We start from the raw sequence: 18,425 nt of genomic DNA, 5'->3' as shown, positions 1-18,425 counted from the left end.
CACCGTGACTGACGAACTGCGCCGCCAAGACCTCGACCGGCTCCGCGGCGCCCGCGTGCTCGTCGCCGGGGGCGGGATGTCCGGCCGCGCCACCCTCGGGCCCCTCGCGGACCTCGGCGCGGCGGTGACCGTGGCCGACCGCGACCCGCAGGCCCTCGCGCGCTGCCGCGAACTCGGTGCCGACACCGTCGATCTCGACGACCTCGTCGCGGACGCCTCGTCGCTGCATGCATACGCCCTGGTCGTGACCAGCCCCGGCTTCGCGCCGGACGCACCGCTGCTCTCGCACGCCGCGGGGGCGGCCGTGCCGATCTGGGGGGACATCGAACTGTCCTGGCGCATCGACCAGGCCGAGATCTACGGCCCGCCGCGGCGCTGGCTCGTCGTCACCGGCACCAACGGCAAGACCACGACGACGATGATGCTGCAGTCGATTCTCGAGGCTTCGGGGCTCGCGTCCGTGGCGTGCGGCAACATCGGCCTGCCCGTGCTCGACGCGCTGCGCCGCACAGAACCCCGCGCCGACGTCCTCGCCGTCGAACTGTCGTCGTTCCAGCTGCACTGGGCGCCGTCGGTGCGGCCCGAGGCCGGCGTGATCCTCAACATCGCCGAGGACCACCTGGACTGGCACGGCGGGATGGCGGGCTACATCGACGCCAAGGCGCGAGCGCTGGCCGGCACCGTCGGCGTGCTCGGCCTCGACGATCCGATCGCCGGGAGCCTGCGCGACCGGTCGCGGGCCGTCGTCACGGTCGGCTTCACCCTCGGCTACCCGCAGGCCGGTGAGCTCGGCATCAGTGGCGACGTTCTGGTCGACCGCGCGTTCGCCGACTCCGCAGTGCTCGCTGCGGTCGCCGACGTGACCCCGGCCGGGCCCGCCGGCCTGTCCGACGCGCTCGCCGCCGCGGCACTGGCCCGGGCGATCGACGTCCCCGCCTCCGCCGTGCACGACGGTCTGCGCCGGCACCGCGTCGGACCGCACCGCGCCGCCCCCGTCGGCACCGTCGACGGCGTCGCGTACATCGACGATTCGAAGGCCACCAATCCGCACGCGGCGCGCACGTCGCTGCTCGCCCACGACCGGGTGGTATGGGTCGCCGGCGGCCTGCTCAAGGGCGCCCACGTCGACGACCTGGTGGCGGAGGTCGCCCCCCGTCTCGCCGGGGTGGTGCTGCTCGGCCGGGACGCCGACCGCATCGCCGACGCGCTCGCGCGACACGCCCCCGACGTCCCCGTGGTCGTCCTCGACACGCGCGACGATGGACCGATGAGCACGAGCGAACCGGGGACGGTCCCGACTACGGCACGCCGGGTGGCGCTCGCGGGTGTGGACGGGCCCGAGGCCATGCGGACCGCGGTGCGCGAGGCGGCGTCGCTGGCGACGGCGGGGGACACCGTGCTGCTGGCGCCGGCCGCGGCGTCGCTGGACATGTTCGCCGACTACGCGCAGCGTGGTCGCGCGTTCGCCGCCGCGGTCGAGCAACTGCGCGGGGGCGGGACGCGGCGGTGAACGCGCCGCAGCCCGCCGACGGGGCGGCGCGGAACCGGGTCGGGCTGTGGCTGGCCCGGCCCCTGGCCTCGTTCCACCTGGTCGTCACGATCGCGGTGCTGCTCACCGTGCTGGGCCTGGTGATGGTCCTGTCGTCGTCGAGTGTCGAGGCCGTCGCCACGAACGGTTCGGCCTACGGCCTGTTCACCTCGCAGGCGATCTTCGCGGCTCTCGGCCTGGTCATCTTCTACCTCGCCCTGATCGTTCCGGTGCGGGTGCTGCGCCGGTTCTCGTTCCCGGCGTTCGCGGTCACCGTCGTGCTGCTGGTCCTGGTGCTCATCCCCGGCATCGGCACGGAGTCGCAGGGCACCCGCGGGTGGTTCGTCGTCGCCGGCGTGTCGCTGCAGCCCTCCGAGCTGGCCAAGATCGCCATCGCCGTGTGGGGTGCGCACCTGCTCGCGTCGCGCCGCGCGGAGCGCTCCAGCACCCGCGAGATGATGATTCCGTTGGTCCCGGCCACCCTCGTGGTCACCCTGCTGATCATCCTCCAGCCGGACCTGGGCACCACCGTCTCGCTCGCGATCATCGTCCTGGCGCTGCTCTGGTTCGCGGGTCTGCGGCTGCGGGTGTTCCTGACGATCGTCGGTACCGCCGCCGGGCTCGCGGTGCTCCTCGCCCTGACCGCCGGGTACCGGTCCGCACGTGTACGGGCCTTCTTCAACCCCGGCGCGGACCCCCAGGGCATCGGCTACCAGGCACGCCAGGCGAAGTTCTCCCTGGCCGACGGCGGATTCTGGGGCCGCGGGCTCGGACAGAGCCGCGCCAAGTGGAGCTACCTGCCCAACGCCCACAACGACTTCATCTTCGCCATCATCGGTGAAGAGCTCGGTTTCCTCGGCGGCCTGGCCGTGATCGGCCTGTTCGGTCTGTTCGCGTACGCCGGCCTGCGGATCTCGCTGCGCTCGGTCGATCCGTTCCTGCGGTTGCTCACCGCCACCGCCACCACCTGGATCATCGGACAGGCGTTCATCAACATCGGCTACGTCGTCGGACTGCTGCCCGTGACCGGACTGCAGCTTCCGCTGGTCTCGGCCGGCGGCACCTCCACTGCGACGACGCTGCTGATGTTCGGTCTGATCGCCAACGCGGCCCGGCACGAACCGGAGGCCGTCGCCGCCCTGCACGCCGGGCAGGACGGCCGCTTCGGACGGCTGCTGCGGCTGCCGAAACCGGAGCAGTACACCCCGGCGCGCGGCGAGGCCGTGCGACTCGACCGGCGTGCCGATCCCGCCCGGGCCGAGCCGCGCCGGGCCGGCGCCGAGCGGGGCAGCGGCACGGCGGTCCGCAAGCGGCCGGCCCCACCGGAACGCGCATCTCACGAACGCGCGCGCGGGCGCACGACACAGTCCGCGACGCCGCGGGACCAGGCCCCTCGCCGGGCGAGACGCCCGGCGCGCACGACCGACAGCAGAGACGGACGAACCGGAGAGCGAGGAAACCGTAGGTGAGCGGCGAGCAGTCTGCCCTGTCCGTGGTGGTGGCCGGGGGCGGCACCGCCGGGCACATCGAGCCGGCCCTCGCGGTCGCCGACGCGATCCGCGCGTTGGTGCCGACCGCGACGATCACCGCGCTGGGCACCGAACGGGGACTGGAGACCACCCTCGTGCCGCAGCGCGGCTATCCCCTCGAACTGGTCCCCCCGGTGCCGCTGCCCCGCAAGCTCACCGCCGACCTGGCCCGACTGCCGGCGCGGGTCCTCGCCTCGGTTCGCCGGACCCGCGAGGTGCTCGACCACGTGCACGCCGACGTCGTCGTCGGATTCGGCGGCTACGTGGCGCTGCCCGCGTACCTGGCCGCCGGTGCCGGGCCGCTGCGCCGTCGGCGCCGCATCCCCGTCGTCGTCCACGAAGCCAACGCCCGCGCCGGTATCGCCAACAAGATCGGGGCTGTGCGCGCGGCCCGCGTCCTGGCCGCGGTCCCGGGGTCGGGCATCGTGCGCCGCGGCGAGGCCGAGATCGTCGGCATCCCCGTCCGGTCGTCCATCACGGGGCTGGACCGCGCCGCGCTGCGCGCCCGGGCCCGGGCCCACTTCGGGCTGCCCCCGGACGGGCCGGTGCTCCTGGTGTTCGGCGGTTCGCAGGGCGCCCGCTCGCTCAACGAGGCCGTCTCGGGTGCCGCCGGGCAGCTCGCCGCCGCGGGCATCGCCGTGCTGCACGCCCACGGCCCCAAGAACACCGTCGACGTGCCGGCACGTCCCGAGCACGACCGTTGTCCCTACGTCGCGGTGCCCTACCTGACACGGATGGACCTGGCGTACTCCGCTGCCGACGCGGTGATCTGCCGCTCCGGTGCGATGACCGTCGCCGAGGTGTCCGCGGTGGGGTTGCCGGCGGTGTACGTGCCGTTGCCGCACGGCAACGGAGAGCAGGAACTCAACGCCCGGCCGGTGGTGGCGGCCGGAGGTGGGATGATCGTGGCGGACGAGGAACTGACCCCGGCGTTCGTGGCCGACACGGTGATCCCGCTGTTGCGTGACGCCACCCGCCTGGCCGAGATGGGACGGCGGGCGGCAGGAGCGGGCCACCGCAGCGCCGCCGCCGAGGTGGCGCGGATCGTGCTGGACGTCGCAGGCGTGGAAGCGAACAGGAGTGATCGATGAGCGAGCAGCTGCCCCCGGAGCTCGAGCGGGTGCACATGGTAGGCATCGGCGGGGCCGGGATGTCCGGCATCGCCCGGATCCTGCTCGCTCGCGGCGGGAAGGTCTCCGGATCGGACGCGAAGGAGAGCCGCGGCGTGCTGGCGTTGCGTGCGCGCGGCGCCTCGGTGCGCATCGGACACGACGCAAGCGCGCTGGACCTGCTCGAGGGCGGCCCCACCGCCGTGGTGACGACGCACGCCGCGATCCCCCAGGACAATCCCGAGCTGGTCGCCGCCCGCGAACGCGGTGTTCCCGTCCTGATGCGCCCGGCGGTGCTGGCCGCACTGATGCGCGGGCACCGCACCTTCCTGGTCGCCGGCACGCACGGCAAGACGTCGACGACCTCGATGCTGGTGGTGACTCTGCAGCACTGCGGCTTCGACCCGTCCTTCGCCGTGGGCGGCGAACTCAACGAGTCGGGCACCAACGCGCACCACGGCAGCGGGGACGTGTTCGTCGCCGAGGCCGACGAGAGCGACGGTTCGCTCCTCCAGTACGACCCCGACGTGGTGATCGTGACCAACATCGAGGCCGACCACCTCGACTTCTTCGGCACCGAAGAGGCGTACGTGCAGGTGTTCGACGACTTCGTCGACCGTATCGCCCCCGGTGGGCTGCTCGTGACCTGCCTCGACGACCCCGGCTCGGCCGCCCTGGCGCGACGCGCGACGGCCCGTCGCCCGGACGACCTGCGCGTCACCGGATACGGCACGGCGGCGGCGACCGGTGACGGCGCCGAGGTCGACGGGGTGCGGGTGGGGGTGCGTCTGCTCAACTGGGAGGCCAAGGACGTCGGGGGAGTGGCCGAGTTCCACCTGGCCGACGAGGCGGCACCGCGCACGGTGCGGCTGTCCGTTCCCGGCCGGCACATGGCGCTCAACGCGCTCGCCGCACTGCTCGCCTCCCTCGAGGCGGGCGCCCCGGTCGAGGAGGCGGTCGAGGGTCTGGCCGGTTTCGGCGGGGTGCATCGGCGATTCCAGTACAGCGGCCGCGAACACGGCGTGCGGGTGTTCGACGACTACGCCCACCATCCCACCGAGGTCCGCGCGGTTCTCGCCGCGGCCGCGGAGCTGGTCGCCGGCGAGCCGGTCCGCTACACCGAGACGGGCACCGAGCGGCCGCGCGTGATCGTCGTCTTCCAGCCACACCTGTACTCGCGCACCGAGACCTTCGCGACCGAGTTCGGCGCGGCCCTCGACCTCGCCGACGAGGTCGTGGTCCTGGACGTCTACGGGGCGCGCGAGAAGCCGCGACCGGGCGTGAGCGGTGCCCTCGTCGCGCAGTCGGTGTCCAGGCCCGTGCACTACCAGCCGGATCTGTCCCTCGTGCCGCGCCAGGTCGCGCGACTGAGCCGTCCCGGCGACGTCGTGATCACCATGGGTGCCGGGGACGTGACCATGCTCGGGCGCCAGATTCTCGATGCCCTGCGCAGCAAGCCCGGCCGGCTGCGGCCGGGAGCTGCCGCCGGACCGGGACCGGTCGGTCCGTGACGCCCGCCGCCACCACCCGCATCCGCCCTCGCGGGGCGGCGCGGCCCGCGCGACGGCCGTCGGGCCGGTCCGTGCGGGTGCGGACGGTGCTGATCGGTGCGGCAATGGTGGCGGCGGTGCTCGGCCTGATCGGCATCGCGTGGCTGTCGCCGCTGCTGTCCGTGCGGACCGTCGAGGTCGTGGGGGCGACGGCGATCCCGCAGGAGGACGTGCTGGCCCGTCTCGAACTCGCGGAGGGCACACCGCTGCTGCAGGTCGACACGGCGGCGGCGGCGCAACGGGTCGCGGCGCTGCCGCGGGCCGCGTCCGTACGGGTCCAGCGCGTCTACCCCTCCACCGTGCGGGTCACGGTGACCGAGCGGGAGGCAGTGGTGTTCGTCGACGCGCCCGACGGCACGCACTCGCTCGACGCCGACGGGGTGGACTTCGCGGTCGAGCCGCCGCCCATGCTGACCCCGCGCCTGGTCACCCCCGCCCCCGGTCCCGGCGACCCGGCGACGGCCGCGGCGATCGAGGTGCTCGCGGCGCTGCCGCCCGAGCTGCGTGTGCAGGTGGGGGAGGTGAACGCTCCGTCGGCATCCGAGGTCTCGCTCACCCTGCACGACGGCCGGGTCGTGGTGTGGGGCACGGTGGACCGCTCGGATCGCAAGGCCCGGGTGGTGCTGCCGCTGCTCACCCAGCCGGGGCAGACCTACGACGTGGCGGCGCCCGACCTGCCGACGGTGCGATGACGACGCGGACGGCGATCGCGGCCCCGGGACGAAAATCATGCGCGCCGTCGGCGCGCCTGCTGGCGGATCGCCGCCACAGTGCCATAGCGTTTCGCACCAGTCGAGATACTTGACATAACCATCGACCTGTGGTTGAGGGTTTGTCCGTACCTCACCGATGATGATCGAAGCGTGACCGATTTCTCAGGAAGGCGAGAGCCCATGACGCCCCCGCACAACTACCTCGCCGTAATCAAGGTCGTCGGTATCGGCGGTGGCGGCGTGAACGCGGTCAACCGCATGATCGAACAGGGACTCAAGGGAGTCGAGTTCATCGCGGTGAACACCGACGCGCAGGCCCTGCTCATGTCCGACGCCGATGTCAAGCTCGACGTCGGCCGCGAACTCACCCGGGGGCTCGGCGCCGGTGCGGACCCCGAGGTCGGCCGCAAGGCCGCCGAGGACCACAAGGACGAGATCGAAGAGGTGCTCAAGGGCGCCGACATGGTCTTCGTCACCGCCGGTGAGGGCGGCGGGACCGGCACCGGCGGCGCGCCCGTGGTCGCGAGCATCGCCCGCAAGCTCGGAGCGCTGACCGTCGGCGTCGTCACGCGGCCGTTCTCGTTCGAGGGCAAGCGCCGCGGCAGCCAGGCCGACACGGGCATCCAGACCCTGCGCGAGTCGTGCGACACCCTCATCGTCATCCCCAACGACCGGCTCCTGCAGCTCGGCGACGCCGCCGTCAGCCTCATGGACGCGTTCCGCTCCGCCGACGAGGTGCTGCTCAACGGTGTCCAGGGCATCACCGACCTCATCACCACCCCGGGCCTGATCAACGTCGACTTCGCGGACGTCAAGGGCGTGATGTCCGGCGCCGGCAGCGCCCTGATGGGCATCGGTTCCTCCCGGGGCGAGGGCAGGGCCATCAAGGCCGCCGAGGCGGCGATCAACTCGCCCCTGCTCGAGGCGTCGATGGAGGGTGCACGCGGCGTGCTGCTGTCCATCGCCGGCGGCTCCGACCTCGGCCTGTTCGAGATCAACGAGGCCGCCTCGCTGGTGCAGGAGGCCGCCCACATCGACGCGAACATCATCTTCGGCACGGTCATCGACGACTCCCTGGGCGACGAGGTGCGCGTCACCGTCATCGCGGCCGGGTTCGACGGCGGCACCCCGGCGCGACGTCCCGTCGAGTCGGCCCCGCCGACCCCCGCAACGCGCGGCGGCACCATCGGCGCGGGGCGTGCCGGCGACGTCGGTCGCTCGGAGCGGGAACGGGCCGAGGAGATGCCGGCGCGCGAGCAGCAACCCGTCGCGGGCAGCTCCCTCCCGCCGATCGGGTCGGCCCAGCCGGCGCGGCCGGTCGAGACGGACGAGGACGGCGACGACGACGTCGACGTGCCGATCTTCATGCGCCGTTGACGGTGACACAGCCGGTGCTGCGGGCGCGGCGGGTCGTCACCACCCGTGCCGGCGGCGTCTCCGCCCCGCCCTACGACTCTTTCAATCTCGGTGACCACGTGGGTGACGACCCGGCCGCGGTCGAGGCGAACCGGCGCCGGCTCGCCTCGGTGATCGGGCTGCCCTACGAGCGGCTCGTGTGGATGGAGCAGATCCACAGTCGCAACGTCACCGTCGTGGACGGCCCGGTCCGCGGCCCGGTGCCCGCGACCGACGCGCTGGTCACGCGCGAGCCCGGTCTCGCGCTCGTCACGTTGAGTGCGGACTGCGTGCCGGTGCTGCTGTCCGACGAGGAGGCGGGCGTGATCGCCGCCGTGCACGCGGGCCGGATCGGTGCCCGCGTGGGGATCGTGCCCCGGGTCCTGGACGCGATGACCGAACTCGGTGCGCGACCGGAGCGCATCGGCGCGTTCCTCGGACCTGCTGCGAGCGGCCGCCGGTACGAGGTGCCCGCTTCGATGCAGGCCGACGTGGAGGCGCATCTGCCCGGTAGCGCCACCCGCACCGTCGCGGGCACGCCCGCGCTGGACCTGCGGGCCGGGTTGCGACGGCAACTGCTCGAACACGGCGTCACGGCCGTCGCGGAGGATCCCCGATGCACCATCGAGGATCCGACGTTGTTCAGCCATCGCCGGCAGGCGCCGACCGGACGGCTGGCGGCGGTGATCTGGCTCGAGGCCGGACCGGACCCCGCCGCCGGAGGTGGCCGATGAGCCCCGCCGCCGGAGGTGGCCGATGAGCCCCGCCGCCGGAGGTGGCCGATGAGCCCCGCCGCCGGAGGTGGCCGATGAACCCCGCCGCCGGAGGTGGCAGGTGACCGCAGCGGACGCCGACGCGCGGCGTGCCGAGATCGCCGACGGACTGCGCCGGGCACACGAGCGGCTCGACGCCGCGGCCCGGGCGGCGGGCCGCGACCCGGCGGAGATCGCGCTGCTGCCGGTGACGAAGTTCTTCCCGGTCTCCGACGTGGAGATCCTCTACGGACTCGGGTGCCGCGCCTTCGGTGAATCCCGGGAACAGGAGGCAACCGCGAAGGTTGCCGAATTCCGTTCGCGGACAACCGATCCTGCCGTCGCTTGGCATATGATCGGCCGGGTGCAACGCAACAAGGCGCGTGCCGTGGCCCGCTGGGCCCACACCGTGCACTCGGTCGACAGCGCCCGGCTGGCGCACGCACTGGACTCCGGTGCGCGGGCCGCGCGGGATTCCGGTGACCGCGACACGCCGCTGTCCGTCCTGCTGCAGGTCAGTCTCGACGACGACCCGCAGCGAGGCGGGGTGAGCTCCGCCGACCTGCGCGCGCTCGCGGACGAGATCGCCGGGACCGCCGGGCTCGCGTTGCGCGGGCTCATGGCGGTGCCGCCGCTGGGCTGGGACCCGGACGCCGCCTTCGAACGGCTCGCCGGGCTCCATGCCGCGCTGCGTTCCGATCATCCCGAGGCCACCGAACTGTCGGCCGGGATGTCCGGCGACCTCGAGGCGGCGGTGCGATGGGGTTCGACGTGCGTGCGTGTCGGAACCGCGGTGTTGGGCGCGCGGCCGTTAGCCTGAGTGGCGACCGCCGCGCGAGGAAGGTTGATCCATGAGCTCACTCCACAAGTTCAAGGCGTACTTCGGGATGGTGCCGCTCGAGGAGTACGAGGACGACTACCTCGACGACCCCGCGAGCGCCCGCCGCGAGCGCGACCGGGACTACGACGAGCCGCCGTACGCGGGCGGTGGTTACGGACCGTCGCACCGGGACGAGTACAAGGCGTCGCGGCGGGAGGATGCCGGCCGCGACTTCGAACCGGACGGTTTCGATCGTTACGAGCCGCCCGTGCGGGCGGCGCGCGTGGAGCCGATCACGGCCCGCGCACCGCGCCCGACCCCGCCGCCGGCCCGCGCCGCCGCGCGGTCGTCGCTCGGTTCCGAGGGCCGCCTGGAACGGTCCGAGGCCCGTCGCGGCGCGCTGTTCGACGAGGGAGGCCCGTTGTCGAAGATCACCACGCTGCGTCCCCGGGACTACGGCGAGGCCCGCACGATCGGTGAGCGGTTCCGCGACGGCACCCCGGTGATCATGGACCTGGTCGAGATGAGCAACGCCGACGCCAAGCGGCTCGTCGACTTCGCGGCCGGGTTGGCCTTCGCGCTGCGCGGTTCGTTCGACAAGGTCGCCACGAAGGTGTTCCTGCTGTCCCCGGCGGACATCGACGTCTCCGCCGAGGAACGCCGCCGGATCGCGGAGACGGGGTTCTACAACCAGCAGTGACCTGATCCGCCGCGGCGGTTCCCGGCACGGTCGACGCCCGGTGCCCGGTGTGCAACACCGGATGCCGGGCGTTTCGGTTTGGCTCGATGCGCCGTCGTCGGGCAGAGTGGGCGGGTGGCCGTATTCGAGGTGCTCTGGTTCCTGCTGTTCATTTTCTGGCTGCTGCTGATCGGCCGGATCATCGTCGAGTTCATCCGGACGTTCGCGCGGGACTGGAAGCCGACGGGATTCGTCGTCGTCGTTCTCGAGGCAATCTTCACGGTCACCGATCCGCCGGTGAAACTGTTGCGCCGGCTCATTCCTCCGCTGAATCTCGGCGGGGTGCGACTGGATCTGTCCATCATGGTGCTGCTCTTCATCGTCTACTTCCTCATGGCATTCATTCCCCGAGGTGGGACGCTCTGACGGCCGACACCTGCTCGGACGATCCGCGTGAAAGCCGCCCTGTGCCAGAATGGGGTGCCAGTTACAGTGAGTTTGATACGCGTGACGCACTGTGGATATAACTGAATGCTTGCTTGACCGCTCACACGACGCGTGAAGGGATCCTTCCATGCCGCTGACCCCAGCTGATGTGCACAATGTCGCGTTCAGCAAGCCGCCGATCGGAAAGCGTGGTTACAACGAGGACGAGGTCGACGCATTCCTGGATCTCGTCGAGCAGGAACTGACCCACCTGATCGAGGAGAACGCCGACCTGCGGCAGCGGGTGGCCGAGCTCGACCAGGAGCTGGCCGAGGCCAAGAAGGGTGCCCGTTCCGGTGGGGCTCCGGCCCCGGCCGCCAAACCGGAACCCGCGCGCGTCGTCGAGGCGCCGAAGCCGCCGGAGCCCGCGCCCGCTCCGGCGCCGGCGCCGGCGCCCGCACCGGTCGCGGCCGCACCGGCCTCCGCGGACGCGAGCATGCAGGCGGCCAAGGTGCTCGGTCTGGCCCAGGAGATGGCGGACCGCCTCACCGGCGACGCCAAGACCGAGGCCGAGGAACTGCTGCGCAACGCCCGCACCAACTCCGAGCAGCTCATCTCCGATGCGCGCACTCGCAGCGAGGCGATGATCGCGGACGCGCGGCAGAAGTCCGAGGCGATGCTGGCCGACGCCCGGACCCGTTCGGAGACGCAGCTGCGCCAGGCCAAGGAGAAGGCCGACGCGCTGCAGGCGGACGCGGAGAAGAAGCACACCGAGATCATGGCGACCATCAACCAGCAGCGTTCGGTGCTCGAGGGTCGCATCGAGCAGCTCAAGACGTTCGAACGTGAGTACCGGGTGCGCCTGAAGTCCTACCTCGAATCCCAGCTCGAGGAACTCGAGCAGCGCGGCTCCGCCGTGCCGGTCGACGGCGGCCAGGAGGCGTTCAACCAGTCGAACTCCTCGTTCGGGTCTACGTCCTTCGCCAAGGGCAACAGCTGATCGAGGCGGGGGTCCGATGCCGGGTTCGGAGGAGGGTGCGCCGTGCTGGTGGTGACGCTCTCCCTCGCAGCCGTCGGCTTCGGCATGCTCGTCGTGGCGCTCATGACGGGCTCCGTGCTGTGGGCCTGGGGTTGCATCGTCGTGTGTGTGGTGGGCGCGGTCCTGCTGCTGATCAGCGCGCTGGGCGGCAAGCGGACCGCGCCCCCGACGGCGACGGCAGCCGAACCGGACCGGCGTCGCGGGGGACGCGATGCCGGCGAGTGAGCGCGGCGGCATAGAATAGTTCGAGGACAGACTCTGTAGTCCTGCCCCGGCGGCCGCCGGGGACGGCGACGATCCGGCCATCACCGGGGAGCCTTCGGAAGAACGGCCGTGCCGACCGGCACTGCTCAGTAGAACCGAACGGGTGGGCCCGTCACAGCCCGAACGAGAGGCCCGTCCCGCCGGCAGAGCCCGGAGGGACGGTGCAAGCGGGGTGGTACCGCGGTTGCCGGCGCACAGTGCGCGGTGATCGTCCCCGTGCCGGACACGTCTAGGCACGAGGAGTCACGCTGTGACGAAGAGCACCCCCGACACCCCGCAGGCCCCGGTCGCGCCGACCGGCAAGTACCCGCTCGTCGACTACGGGGTGGCCAAGGATTCGGGCGTCGATTTCCCCGAGCTCGAGGTCGAGGTCCTCGACGGGTGGACGAAGGACGACACCTTCCGCGCCTCGGTGTCGAACCGCGACGGCGCCGAGGAATTCGTCTTCTACGACGGCCCACCCTTCGCGAACGGTCTGCCGCACTACGGCCACCTGCTCACCGGTTACGTCAAGGACCTGATCCCACGCTTCCAGACGATGCGCGGGAAGAAGGTCGAGCGGCGCTTCGGCTGGGACTGTCACGGCCTGCCCGCCGAGCTCGAGGCGGAGAAGCAGCTCGGGATCACGGACAAGTCCCAGATCGACACGATGGGACTCGCCGAGTTCAACGCCTACTGCAAGACGTCGGTGCTGCGGTACACCGGGGAGTGGCGCGACTACGTCACCCGGCAGGCCCGCTGGGTGGACTTCGACAACGACTACAAGACCCTGGACCTGGACTTCATGGAGTCGGTCATGTGGGCCTTCAAGCGGCTCTACGACAAGGGCCTGATCTACCAGGGCTTCCGGGTGCTGCCCTACTCGTGGTACGAGCAGACCCCGCTGTCGAACCAGGAGACCCGGCTCGACGACGCGTACAAGATGCGCCAGGACCCGGCGGTGACCGTGGACATGGTGCTGCGCGCCCCCGGCTCCGAGCTCGACGGCGCGTGCGCGCTGATCTGGACCACCACGCCGTGGACCCTGCCGTCCAACCTCGCGATCGCGGTGCATCCCGACATCGAGTACGTCGGCGTGCGCGGCGCCGACGGCAAGACCTACGTGCTCGCGCAGGAGCGGGTCGGTCACTACGCGCGCGAACTCGGTGACGAACCCGAGGTGCTCGGCCGCTATTCCGGCGCCGACCTCGTGGGTCTGGCCTACGAGCCGCCGTTCGACTTCTTCGTGGGCCGCGAGAACGCCCACCGGATCATCGCCGCCGACTATGTCACCACCGACTCCGGCACCGGAATCGTGCACTTGGCACCGGCTTTCGGTGAAGAAGACATGGAGTACTGCCAGCGCAACGGCATCGAACTGGTGCAGCCGCTCGATCCGGGCGGGAAGTTCACCGCGATGGTCCCGCCCTACGAGGGGCTGCAGGTCTTCGACGCCAACCCGGTGATCATCAAGGACCTCAAGGCCGCCGGGAAGCTGTTGCGGCACGAGACGATCGAGCACTCCTACCCGCACTCGTGGCGGTCCGGGCAACCGCTGATCTACATGGCGGTGCCGTCGTGGTTCGTCGCCGTCACCCAGTTCCGGGACCGCATGGTGGAGTTGAACAAGCAGATCACCTGGGTGCCCGAGCACATCCGCGACGGACAGTTCGGCAAGTGGCTCGAAGGTGCCCGCGACTGGAACATCAGCCGGAACCGCTACTGGGGCAGCCCGATTCCGGTGTGGGTCTCGGACGACCCGGCCTACCCGCGGATCGACGTCTACGGCTCCCTCGACGAACTCGAACGCGACTTCGGGGTGCGCCCGGCCGACCTGCACCGGCCGATGATCGACGAGCTGACCCGGCCCAACCCGGACGACCCGACCGGGACGTCGACGATGCGCCGCGTGCCCGAGGTGCTCGACTGCTGGTTCGAGTCGGGCTCGATGCCGTTCGCGCAGGTGCACTACCCGTTCGAGAATCAGGGGTGGTTCGACTCCCACTATCCGGGCGATTTCATCGTCGAGTACAACGGGCAGACCCGCGGCTGGTTCTACACCCTGCACGTGCTGGCCACCGCGCTGTTCGACCGGCCCGCCTTCAAGACCGTCGCGGCGCACGGCATCGTGCTCGGCGACGACGGGCTGAAGATGAGCAAGTCCAAGGGCAACTACCCCGATGTCAACGAGGTGTTCGCCCGCGACGGCTCCGATGCCATGCGCTGGTTCCTGATGTCCTCGCCCATCCTGCGCGGCGGCAACCTCGTCGTCACCGAGCAGGGCATCCGCGAGGGTGTCCGGCAGGCGCTGCTGCCGCTGTGGAACGCGTGGAGCTTCCTGCAGCTGTACGCGTCCGAGCCCGGCACCTGGCGCACCGACTCGCCGCACGTGCTCGACCGGTACATCCTGGCCAAGCTCGCTGCCACCCGCGACGCGATCACCGACGCCCTCGAGGTGGTCGACATCGCCGGGGCCTGCGACGAGCTGCGCACGTTCTGCGACGCCCTCACCAACTGGTACGTGCGCCGCTCCCGCAGCCGGTTCTGGGACGAGGACGCCGACGCGATCGACACCCTGCACACCGTGCTCGAGGTCGTCAGCCGCCTGGCGGCCCCGCTGCTGCCGCTGGTCACCGAGGTGATCTGGCGGGGCCTGACCGGCGGTCGCTCCGTGCATCTGGCGGACTGGCCGGCGGCCGGGGAGCTGCCGGCCGACCCGGCCCTGGTCGAGTCGATGGACGAGGTCCGCGCGGTGTGCTCGACGGTGCTCTCGCTGCGCAAGGCCCAGAAGCTGCGCGTGCGGCTGCCGCTCCCGCAGGTCACCGTGGCCGCCCCCGACGCCCACCGGCTGCAGCCGTTCGCCGATCTCGTCCAGGACGAGGTGAACGTGAAGTCGGTCGAGCTGACCGACGACGTCGATGCGCACGGGCGCTTCGAACTGGTCGTCAACGCCCGCGCCGCGGGACCGCGCCTCGGCAAGGACGTGCAGACGGTCATCAAGGCGGTCAAGGCCGGGGACTGGTCGGAGGCGGACGACGGCACCGTCACCGCCGCCGGCATCGCCCTGCTGCCGGAGGAGTACACCACGCGCCTGGTGGCGGCGGAGCCGGAGTCCACGGCGGCGCTGCCCGGCGGCGCCGGCCTGGTGGTGCTGGACTCCACGGTCACCGAGGAGCTCGAGGCCGAAGGCTGGGCGAAGGACCGGATCCGCGAGCTGCAGGACGCGCGCCGCAACCTGGGCTTGGAGGTCTCGGACCGCATCGGCGTGGTGTTCGAGGTGCCGGCCGACCGCGCCGACTGGGCGATGCGGCACCGCGCGCTCATCGCCTCGGAGGTGCTGGCCACCAGCTTCGAACTGGCACCCGCCGGCGACGGGGCGCTCGAGCTCGGCGAAGGGGTGCGTGCGGCGATCGTCAAGGCATGAGCGTCCCGGTGACCCCGGCGCGTGGCGCGGCCACGGCGGTGACCCCGGCGCGTGGCGCGGCCACGGCGGTGACCCCGGCGCGTGGCGCGGCCACGGCGGTGACCCCGGCGCGTGGCGCGGCCACGGCGGTGACCCCGGCGCGTGGCGCGGCCACGGCGGTGACGCCGATGCGGGCGTGATGTCGGTGCGAGGGGCGAAGATTCGCGGGTGTCCGACGTGGTGACTCGCGGCGGTGGACGTTGGGTCCTGCACCTGGACCTCGACGCCTTCTTCGCCTCGGCCGAGCAACTGACCCGGCCGACCCTTCGGGGGCGACCGGTGCTCGTCGGCGGTCTCGGCGCGCGCGGCGTGGTCGCCGGTGCCAGCTACGAGGCTCGGGTCTTCGGGGCGCGGTCGGCGATGCCGATGAGCCGCGCGCGCCGGCTGGTGGGGCCCGCGGCGGTGGTGCTGCCGCCGCGGGGCGTGCTCTACCAGACCCTCAGTCACACCGTGTTCGAGGTGCTGCGCGAACAGATCCCCGTGCTCGAGACGCTGTCGCTCGACGAGGCGTTCGCCGAGCCCGCCGAACTCGCCGGCGCCGCGCACCGGGAGGTGGAAGGGTTCTGTGCGCGGCTGCGTGAACAGGTGCGGGACCGCACCGGTCTCGTCGCCTCCGTCGGCGCCGGCTCCGGCAAACAGATCGCCAAGATCGCCTCGGGCCTCGCCAAGCCCGACGGAGCGCTGGTCGTGCGGCCCGAGGAGGAGCTGGCACTGCTGCACGGTCTGCCCGTGCGCAAGCTGTGGGGGATCGGACCGGTGTCGGAGGAGCGGCTGCGCCGGCTGGGGATCGACACGATCGGGGACCTGGCGGCGCTGCCGGTCGCGGAGGCGGCGTCGATCCTGGGTGCGACGGTCGGTCCTGCGCTGCACCGGCTCGCCGGTGGGCACGACGATCGGCCGGTCCTCGAACGCGCCGACGCCAAGCAGGTCAGCGCCGAGACGACGTACCAGACCGACATCGTCACGCTCGCCGAGCTGCGACGCGCCGTCACCACCGCCGCCGACGCCGCGCACCGCCGGCTGCGGCGCGACGGTCGCGCCGCCCGGACCGTCGTGCTCAAGTTGCGCAAGGCCGACATGAGCATCCTCACCCGGTCGTCGACGTTGCCGTACGCCACCGAGGACGTGGCGACGCTCACGGCGGCGGCGCAGCGGCTCGTGCTCGATCCGCTCGAGATCGGCGCGATCCGCCTCGTCGGTGTCGGCCTCGCCGGGTTGTCCAGCATCCGGCAGGACTCGCTCTTTCCCGAGCTCGAGCAGGCCCCGGAGGGCACGGTGGAATCGTCGCCGCAGGTCCGGCCCGAGCGGGCCGCGCCGCCGGCGGGACCGCGGTGGCGTCCCGGCACGGACGTGCGGCATCCGGAATTCGGGCACGGCTGGGTGCAGGGCGCCGGACACGGCGTGGTGACGGTCCGCTTCGAGACCCGCTCGTCCGGACCGGGCCCGGCCCGCACCCTCGACGAGAACGATCCCGCCCTGTCCGAGGCCGATCCGCTCGCCGCCCTCGGGTGAATGCGCGTGCCCCGCCGCTCTCAAAGTCTTCTTACTACCGCCGGGTACGCTTACGGGCGATCCGCTGTCCCGGTGGAGCATCCGCTGCTGGATGAACCGAGCACGGTATCCGTGCACGATCGAGAACGAGAAGGACGAGAACTTGAAGCTTCGCAAGATCACTGTCGCCACGGTGGCTGTGGCCGCCGCCCTCACGATGTCCGCCTGCAGCTCGGACGACGGAGGTAGCTCGACCTCGACCTCGGCGAAGACCACCACCAGCACCACGACGGCCGTCGCGCAGTACCCGCCGGTGCCGACCGTCGAGGATCTCAACGCCATGCTGGCCAAGGCGTTCGACGAGACCGTCCCGGCCGAGGAGAAGGTGAACCTCGTGCAGGGCGCCGAGCAGGATCCGGCACTGATCGACCAGGTCGCCGCCGCCGCCGAGCAGGCCGGCGCGCAGATCACCGTCCTGGACGTCAACGACAACCAGAACGGCACGGTCACCGCCGGAATCGAGACCCTGCTGGCCGGTGCGCAGCAGCCCGCCGTCGGCACCGTCGACTTCGTCGCCGAGGACGGCGTGTGGAAGCTGTCGAAGAACAACGCCTGCGCCATCGTCGCGACCGCTCAGCTGCAGTCGCCCGCCTGCGCCTGACGAAGACCGACGCGGCGGCCGGGGCGGAGATTCCGCCCCGGCCGCCGTCACGTCCGGCGGGCGCTCAGGACTGCCAGCGCACCCGGTCCACCAGGGTCTGTGCCAGGCGCGTGGTGCCCGCGGGATCGCTGTAGGCCTGTTCACCGCCGACAGTCAGATCCCCGGCGATCGGGAGCGGCCGGCCCAGGTCGATCGTCATCGTGCCCTCGCCTGTCATCTCGTACCGGTCGATGTTCAACTGGCCGGACCCGTTCGGCAGAGCCCAGGTGGACTCCCGTGGGGTCTGCGTGATGCGCAACTGCACGGTCAGCCGGTCGCCGTCCCGTTCGAGCAGGCTCGCGGTGGCGACCTGATCGAGCGCCATCCCGCTCATCACCTGCTGGTGGATCTCCCACACGGCACCCACGCCGATCTCGTCCTCGGGGAACGACACCATCCGGTACACGGCCTGGTAGAAGGCCTGTTCGACGGCCGAGCGGGCGATGTCCGCGGAGTCCGGGGTGGGGTCGAGCCGCAGCGCGCTCACCGCCCCGGACGGCGACATCGTCAGCCCCGCCTCGGATCCCTCGGCGGGACCGAGCGCCGCGGCGAGGGCCGCGTCCGGGGATGTCGCATCCGCGATCCGCAGGTCCACCAGGCTGCTCGGCGCGGTGTCCGACACGGCTTCGCCCACGGTTGCGGTGAGCGGCAACGTCAGTTCGGGGGTGGAGAAATCCTGCTCCGGCTGATCACCGATCGACTGGAAGACCTGCGAGGACGTCGTGAGCGCCACCTGCTGGGTTGTGCCGGCGGGCGGGGTGAGACGGATCCGGCTGCGCGGCTCGGCCCCCGGGTCCAGGACCACCGCGGTGACCGCGGCGACGGGCACCGTGACCTCCGTCGAGGTCGCCGTCGAGGCAGGGGCCGCGCCGTCGGCGGAGTTGCCACACCCGGCGAGAAGGGTGGTCAGGGACAGGGCCACACCGAGGGAGCGGGCCCTCGGGCGGGCGAATCTGGGCAGCACAGGCACGCACCCCAGGGTAGCCAC

General features: G+C 71.9%; 17 protein-coding genes. 16 read left to right on the top strand and 1 reads right to left on the bottom strand.

Going from position 1 to position 18,425, the window contains the following annotated elements:
• Positions 1 to 4: 4 nt before the first annotated feature.
• The 16 genes from murD to LZP97_RS09330 all read left to right on the top strand — a co-directional run bounded on the left by murD (position 5) and on the right by LZP97_RS09330 (position 17,398).
• Positions 5 to 1,510, top strand: coding sequence for a UDP-N-acetylmuramoyl-L-alanine--D-glutamate ligase (gene murD, locus LZP97_RS09405; protein ID WP_010594387.1), 1,506 nt, complete (start codon positions 5 to 7; stop codon positions 1,508 to 1,510).
• The gene (gene ftsW / locus LZP97_RS09400; RefSeq protein WP_010594388.1) at positions 1,507 to 2,997 is read left to right on the top strand and encodes a putative lipid II flippase FtsW; all 1,491 of its coding nucleotides are present in this window, start codon (positions 1,507 to 1,509) and stop codon (positions 2,995 to 2,997) included. Before murD ends, ftsW begins: the two co-directional genes overlap by 4 nt.
• Entirely contained in the window at positions 2,994 to 4,148 is a 1,155-nt protein-coding gene (gene murG, locus LZP97_RS09395; RefSeq protein WP_140188661.1) for an undecaprenyldiphospho-muramoylpentapeptide beta-N-acetylglucosaminyltransferase, read from the top strand. Before ftsW ends, murG begins: the two co-directional genes overlap by 4 nt.
• Positions 4,145 to 5,677: a UDP-N-acetylmuramate--L-alanine ligase gene (murC, locus tag LZP97_RS09390; protein WP_010594390.1), complete on the top strand. Its 1,533-nt coding sequence runs from the start codon at positions 4,145 to 4,147 to the stop codon at positions 5,675 to 5,677. The genes murG and murC overlap by 4 nt, the downstream gene beginning before the upstream one ends.
• Positions 5,674 to 6,408, top strand: a complete 735-nt coding sequence (locus LZP97_RS09385) for a cell division protein FtsQ/DivIB (protein WP_082061288.1) — start codon at positions 5,674 to 5,676, stop codon at positions 6,406 to 6,408. Before murC ends, LZP97_RS09385 begins: the two co-directional genes overlap by 4 nt.
• A 201-nt stretch (positions 6,409 to 6,609) precedes the next feature.
• The gene (gene ftsZ / locus LZP97_RS09380; RefSeq protein WP_017681763.1) at positions 6,610 to 7,806 is read left to right on the top strand and encodes a cell division protein FtsZ; all 1,197 of its coding nucleotides are present in this window, start codon (positions 6,610 to 6,612) and stop codon (positions 7,804 to 7,806) included.
• Positions 7,803 to 8,558 carry a peptidoglycan editing factor PgeF gene (pgeF, locus tag LZP97_RS09375; protein ID WP_167522736.1) on the top strand — a complete coding sequence of 252 codons (756 nt, stop codon included), beginning with the start codon at positions 7,803 to 7,805 and terminating at the stop codon, positions 8,556 to 8,558. Before ftsZ ends, pgeF begins: the two co-directional genes overlap by 4 nt.
• Positions 8,559 to 8,658: 100 nt before the next feature.
• Positions 8,659 to 9,396 (top strand): YggS family pyridoxal phosphate-dependent enzyme, encoded by a 738-nt coding sequence (locus LZP97_RS09370; protein WP_010594394.1) that lies wholly within the window; start codon positions 8,659 to 8,661, stop codon positions 9,394 to 9,396.
• A gap of 31 nt (positions 9,397 to 9,427) precedes the next feature.
• Positions 9,428 to 10,096 carry a cell division protein SepF gene (locus LZP97_RS09365; protein WP_003938220.1) on the top strand — a complete coding sequence of 223 codons (669 nt, stop codon included), beginning with the start codon at positions 9,428 to 9,430 and terminating at the stop codon, positions 10,094 to 10,096.
• A gap of 114 nt (positions 10,097 to 10,210) precedes the next feature.
• Positions 10,211 to 10,501, top strand: coding sequence for a YggT family protein (locus LZP97_RS09360; RefSeq protein ID WP_003938221.1), 291 nt, complete (start codon positions 10,211 to 10,213; stop codon positions 10,499 to 10,501).
• A 148-nt stretch (positions 10,502 to 10,649) separates the two neighbouring features.
• Positions 10,650 to 11,501 (top strand): DivIVA-like cell division protein Wag31, encoded by an 852-nt coding sequence (wag31, locus tag LZP97_RS09355; protein ID WP_010594395.1) that lies wholly within the window; start codon positions 10,650 to 10,652, stop codon positions 11,499 to 11,501.
• Positions 11,502 to 11,543: 42 nt separating this feature from the next.
• Positions 11,544 to 11,765 (top strand): hypothetical protein, encoded by a 222-nt coding sequence (locus LZP97_RS09350; RefSeq protein WP_010594396.1) that lies wholly within the window; start codon positions 11,544 to 11,546, stop codon positions 11,763 to 11,765.
• A gap of 289 nt (positions 11,766 to 12,054) precedes the next feature.
• Positions 12,055 to 15,207 carry an isoleucine--tRNA ligase gene (gene ileS, locus LZP97_RS09345; protein ID WP_234575010.1) on the top strand — a complete coding sequence of 1,051 codons (3,153 nt, stop codon included), beginning with the start codon at positions 12,055 to 12,057 and terminating at the stop codon, positions 15,205 to 15,207.
• Complete coding sequence (locus LZP97_RS09340; RefSeq protein WP_234575009.1) at positions 15,204 to 15,386, top strand: hypothetical protein; 183 nt, start codon at positions 15,204 to 15,206, stop codon at positions 15,384 to 15,386. Before ileS ends, LZP97_RS09340 begins: the two co-directional genes overlap by 4 nt.
• A gap of 28 nt (positions 15,387 to 15,414) precedes the next feature.
• Positions 15,415 to 16,758: a DNA polymerase IV gene (locus LZP97_RS09335; RefSeq protein ID WP_017682385.1), complete on the top strand. Its 1,344-nt coding sequence runs from the start codon at positions 15,415 to 15,417 to the stop codon at positions 16,756 to 16,758.
• Positions 16,759 to 16,849: 91 nt separating this feature from the next.
• The gene (locus tag LZP97_RS09330; protein ID WP_017682384.1) at positions 16,850 to 17,398 is read left to right on the top strand and encodes a hypothetical protein; all 549 of its coding nucleotides are present in this window, start codon (positions 16,850 to 16,852) and stop codon (positions 17,396 to 17,398) included.
• Positions 17,399 to 17,462: 64 nt separating this feature from the next.
• On the opposite strand, the gene LZP97_RS09325 is transcribed toward LZP97_RS09330, so the two are convergent.
• Positions 17,463 to 18,407: a hypothetical protein gene (locus LZP97_RS09325; protein ID WP_371851031.1), complete on the bottom strand. Its 945-nt coding sequence runs from the start codon at positions 18,405 to 18,407 to the stop codon at positions 17,463 to 17,465.
• Between the last annotated feature and the right edge of the window lie 18 nt (positions 18,408 to 18,425).

The organism is Rhodococcus sp. DMF-1 (assembly GCF_021441945.1).
GTDB classification, from domain to species: domain Bacteria; phylum Actinomycetota; class Actinomycetes; order Mycobacteriales; family Mycobacteriaceae; genus Rhodococcus; species Rhodococcus ruber.
Note: the sequence above shows the minus strand (reverse complement) of the source record. Positions and strands in the feature narration are given on the sequence as shown.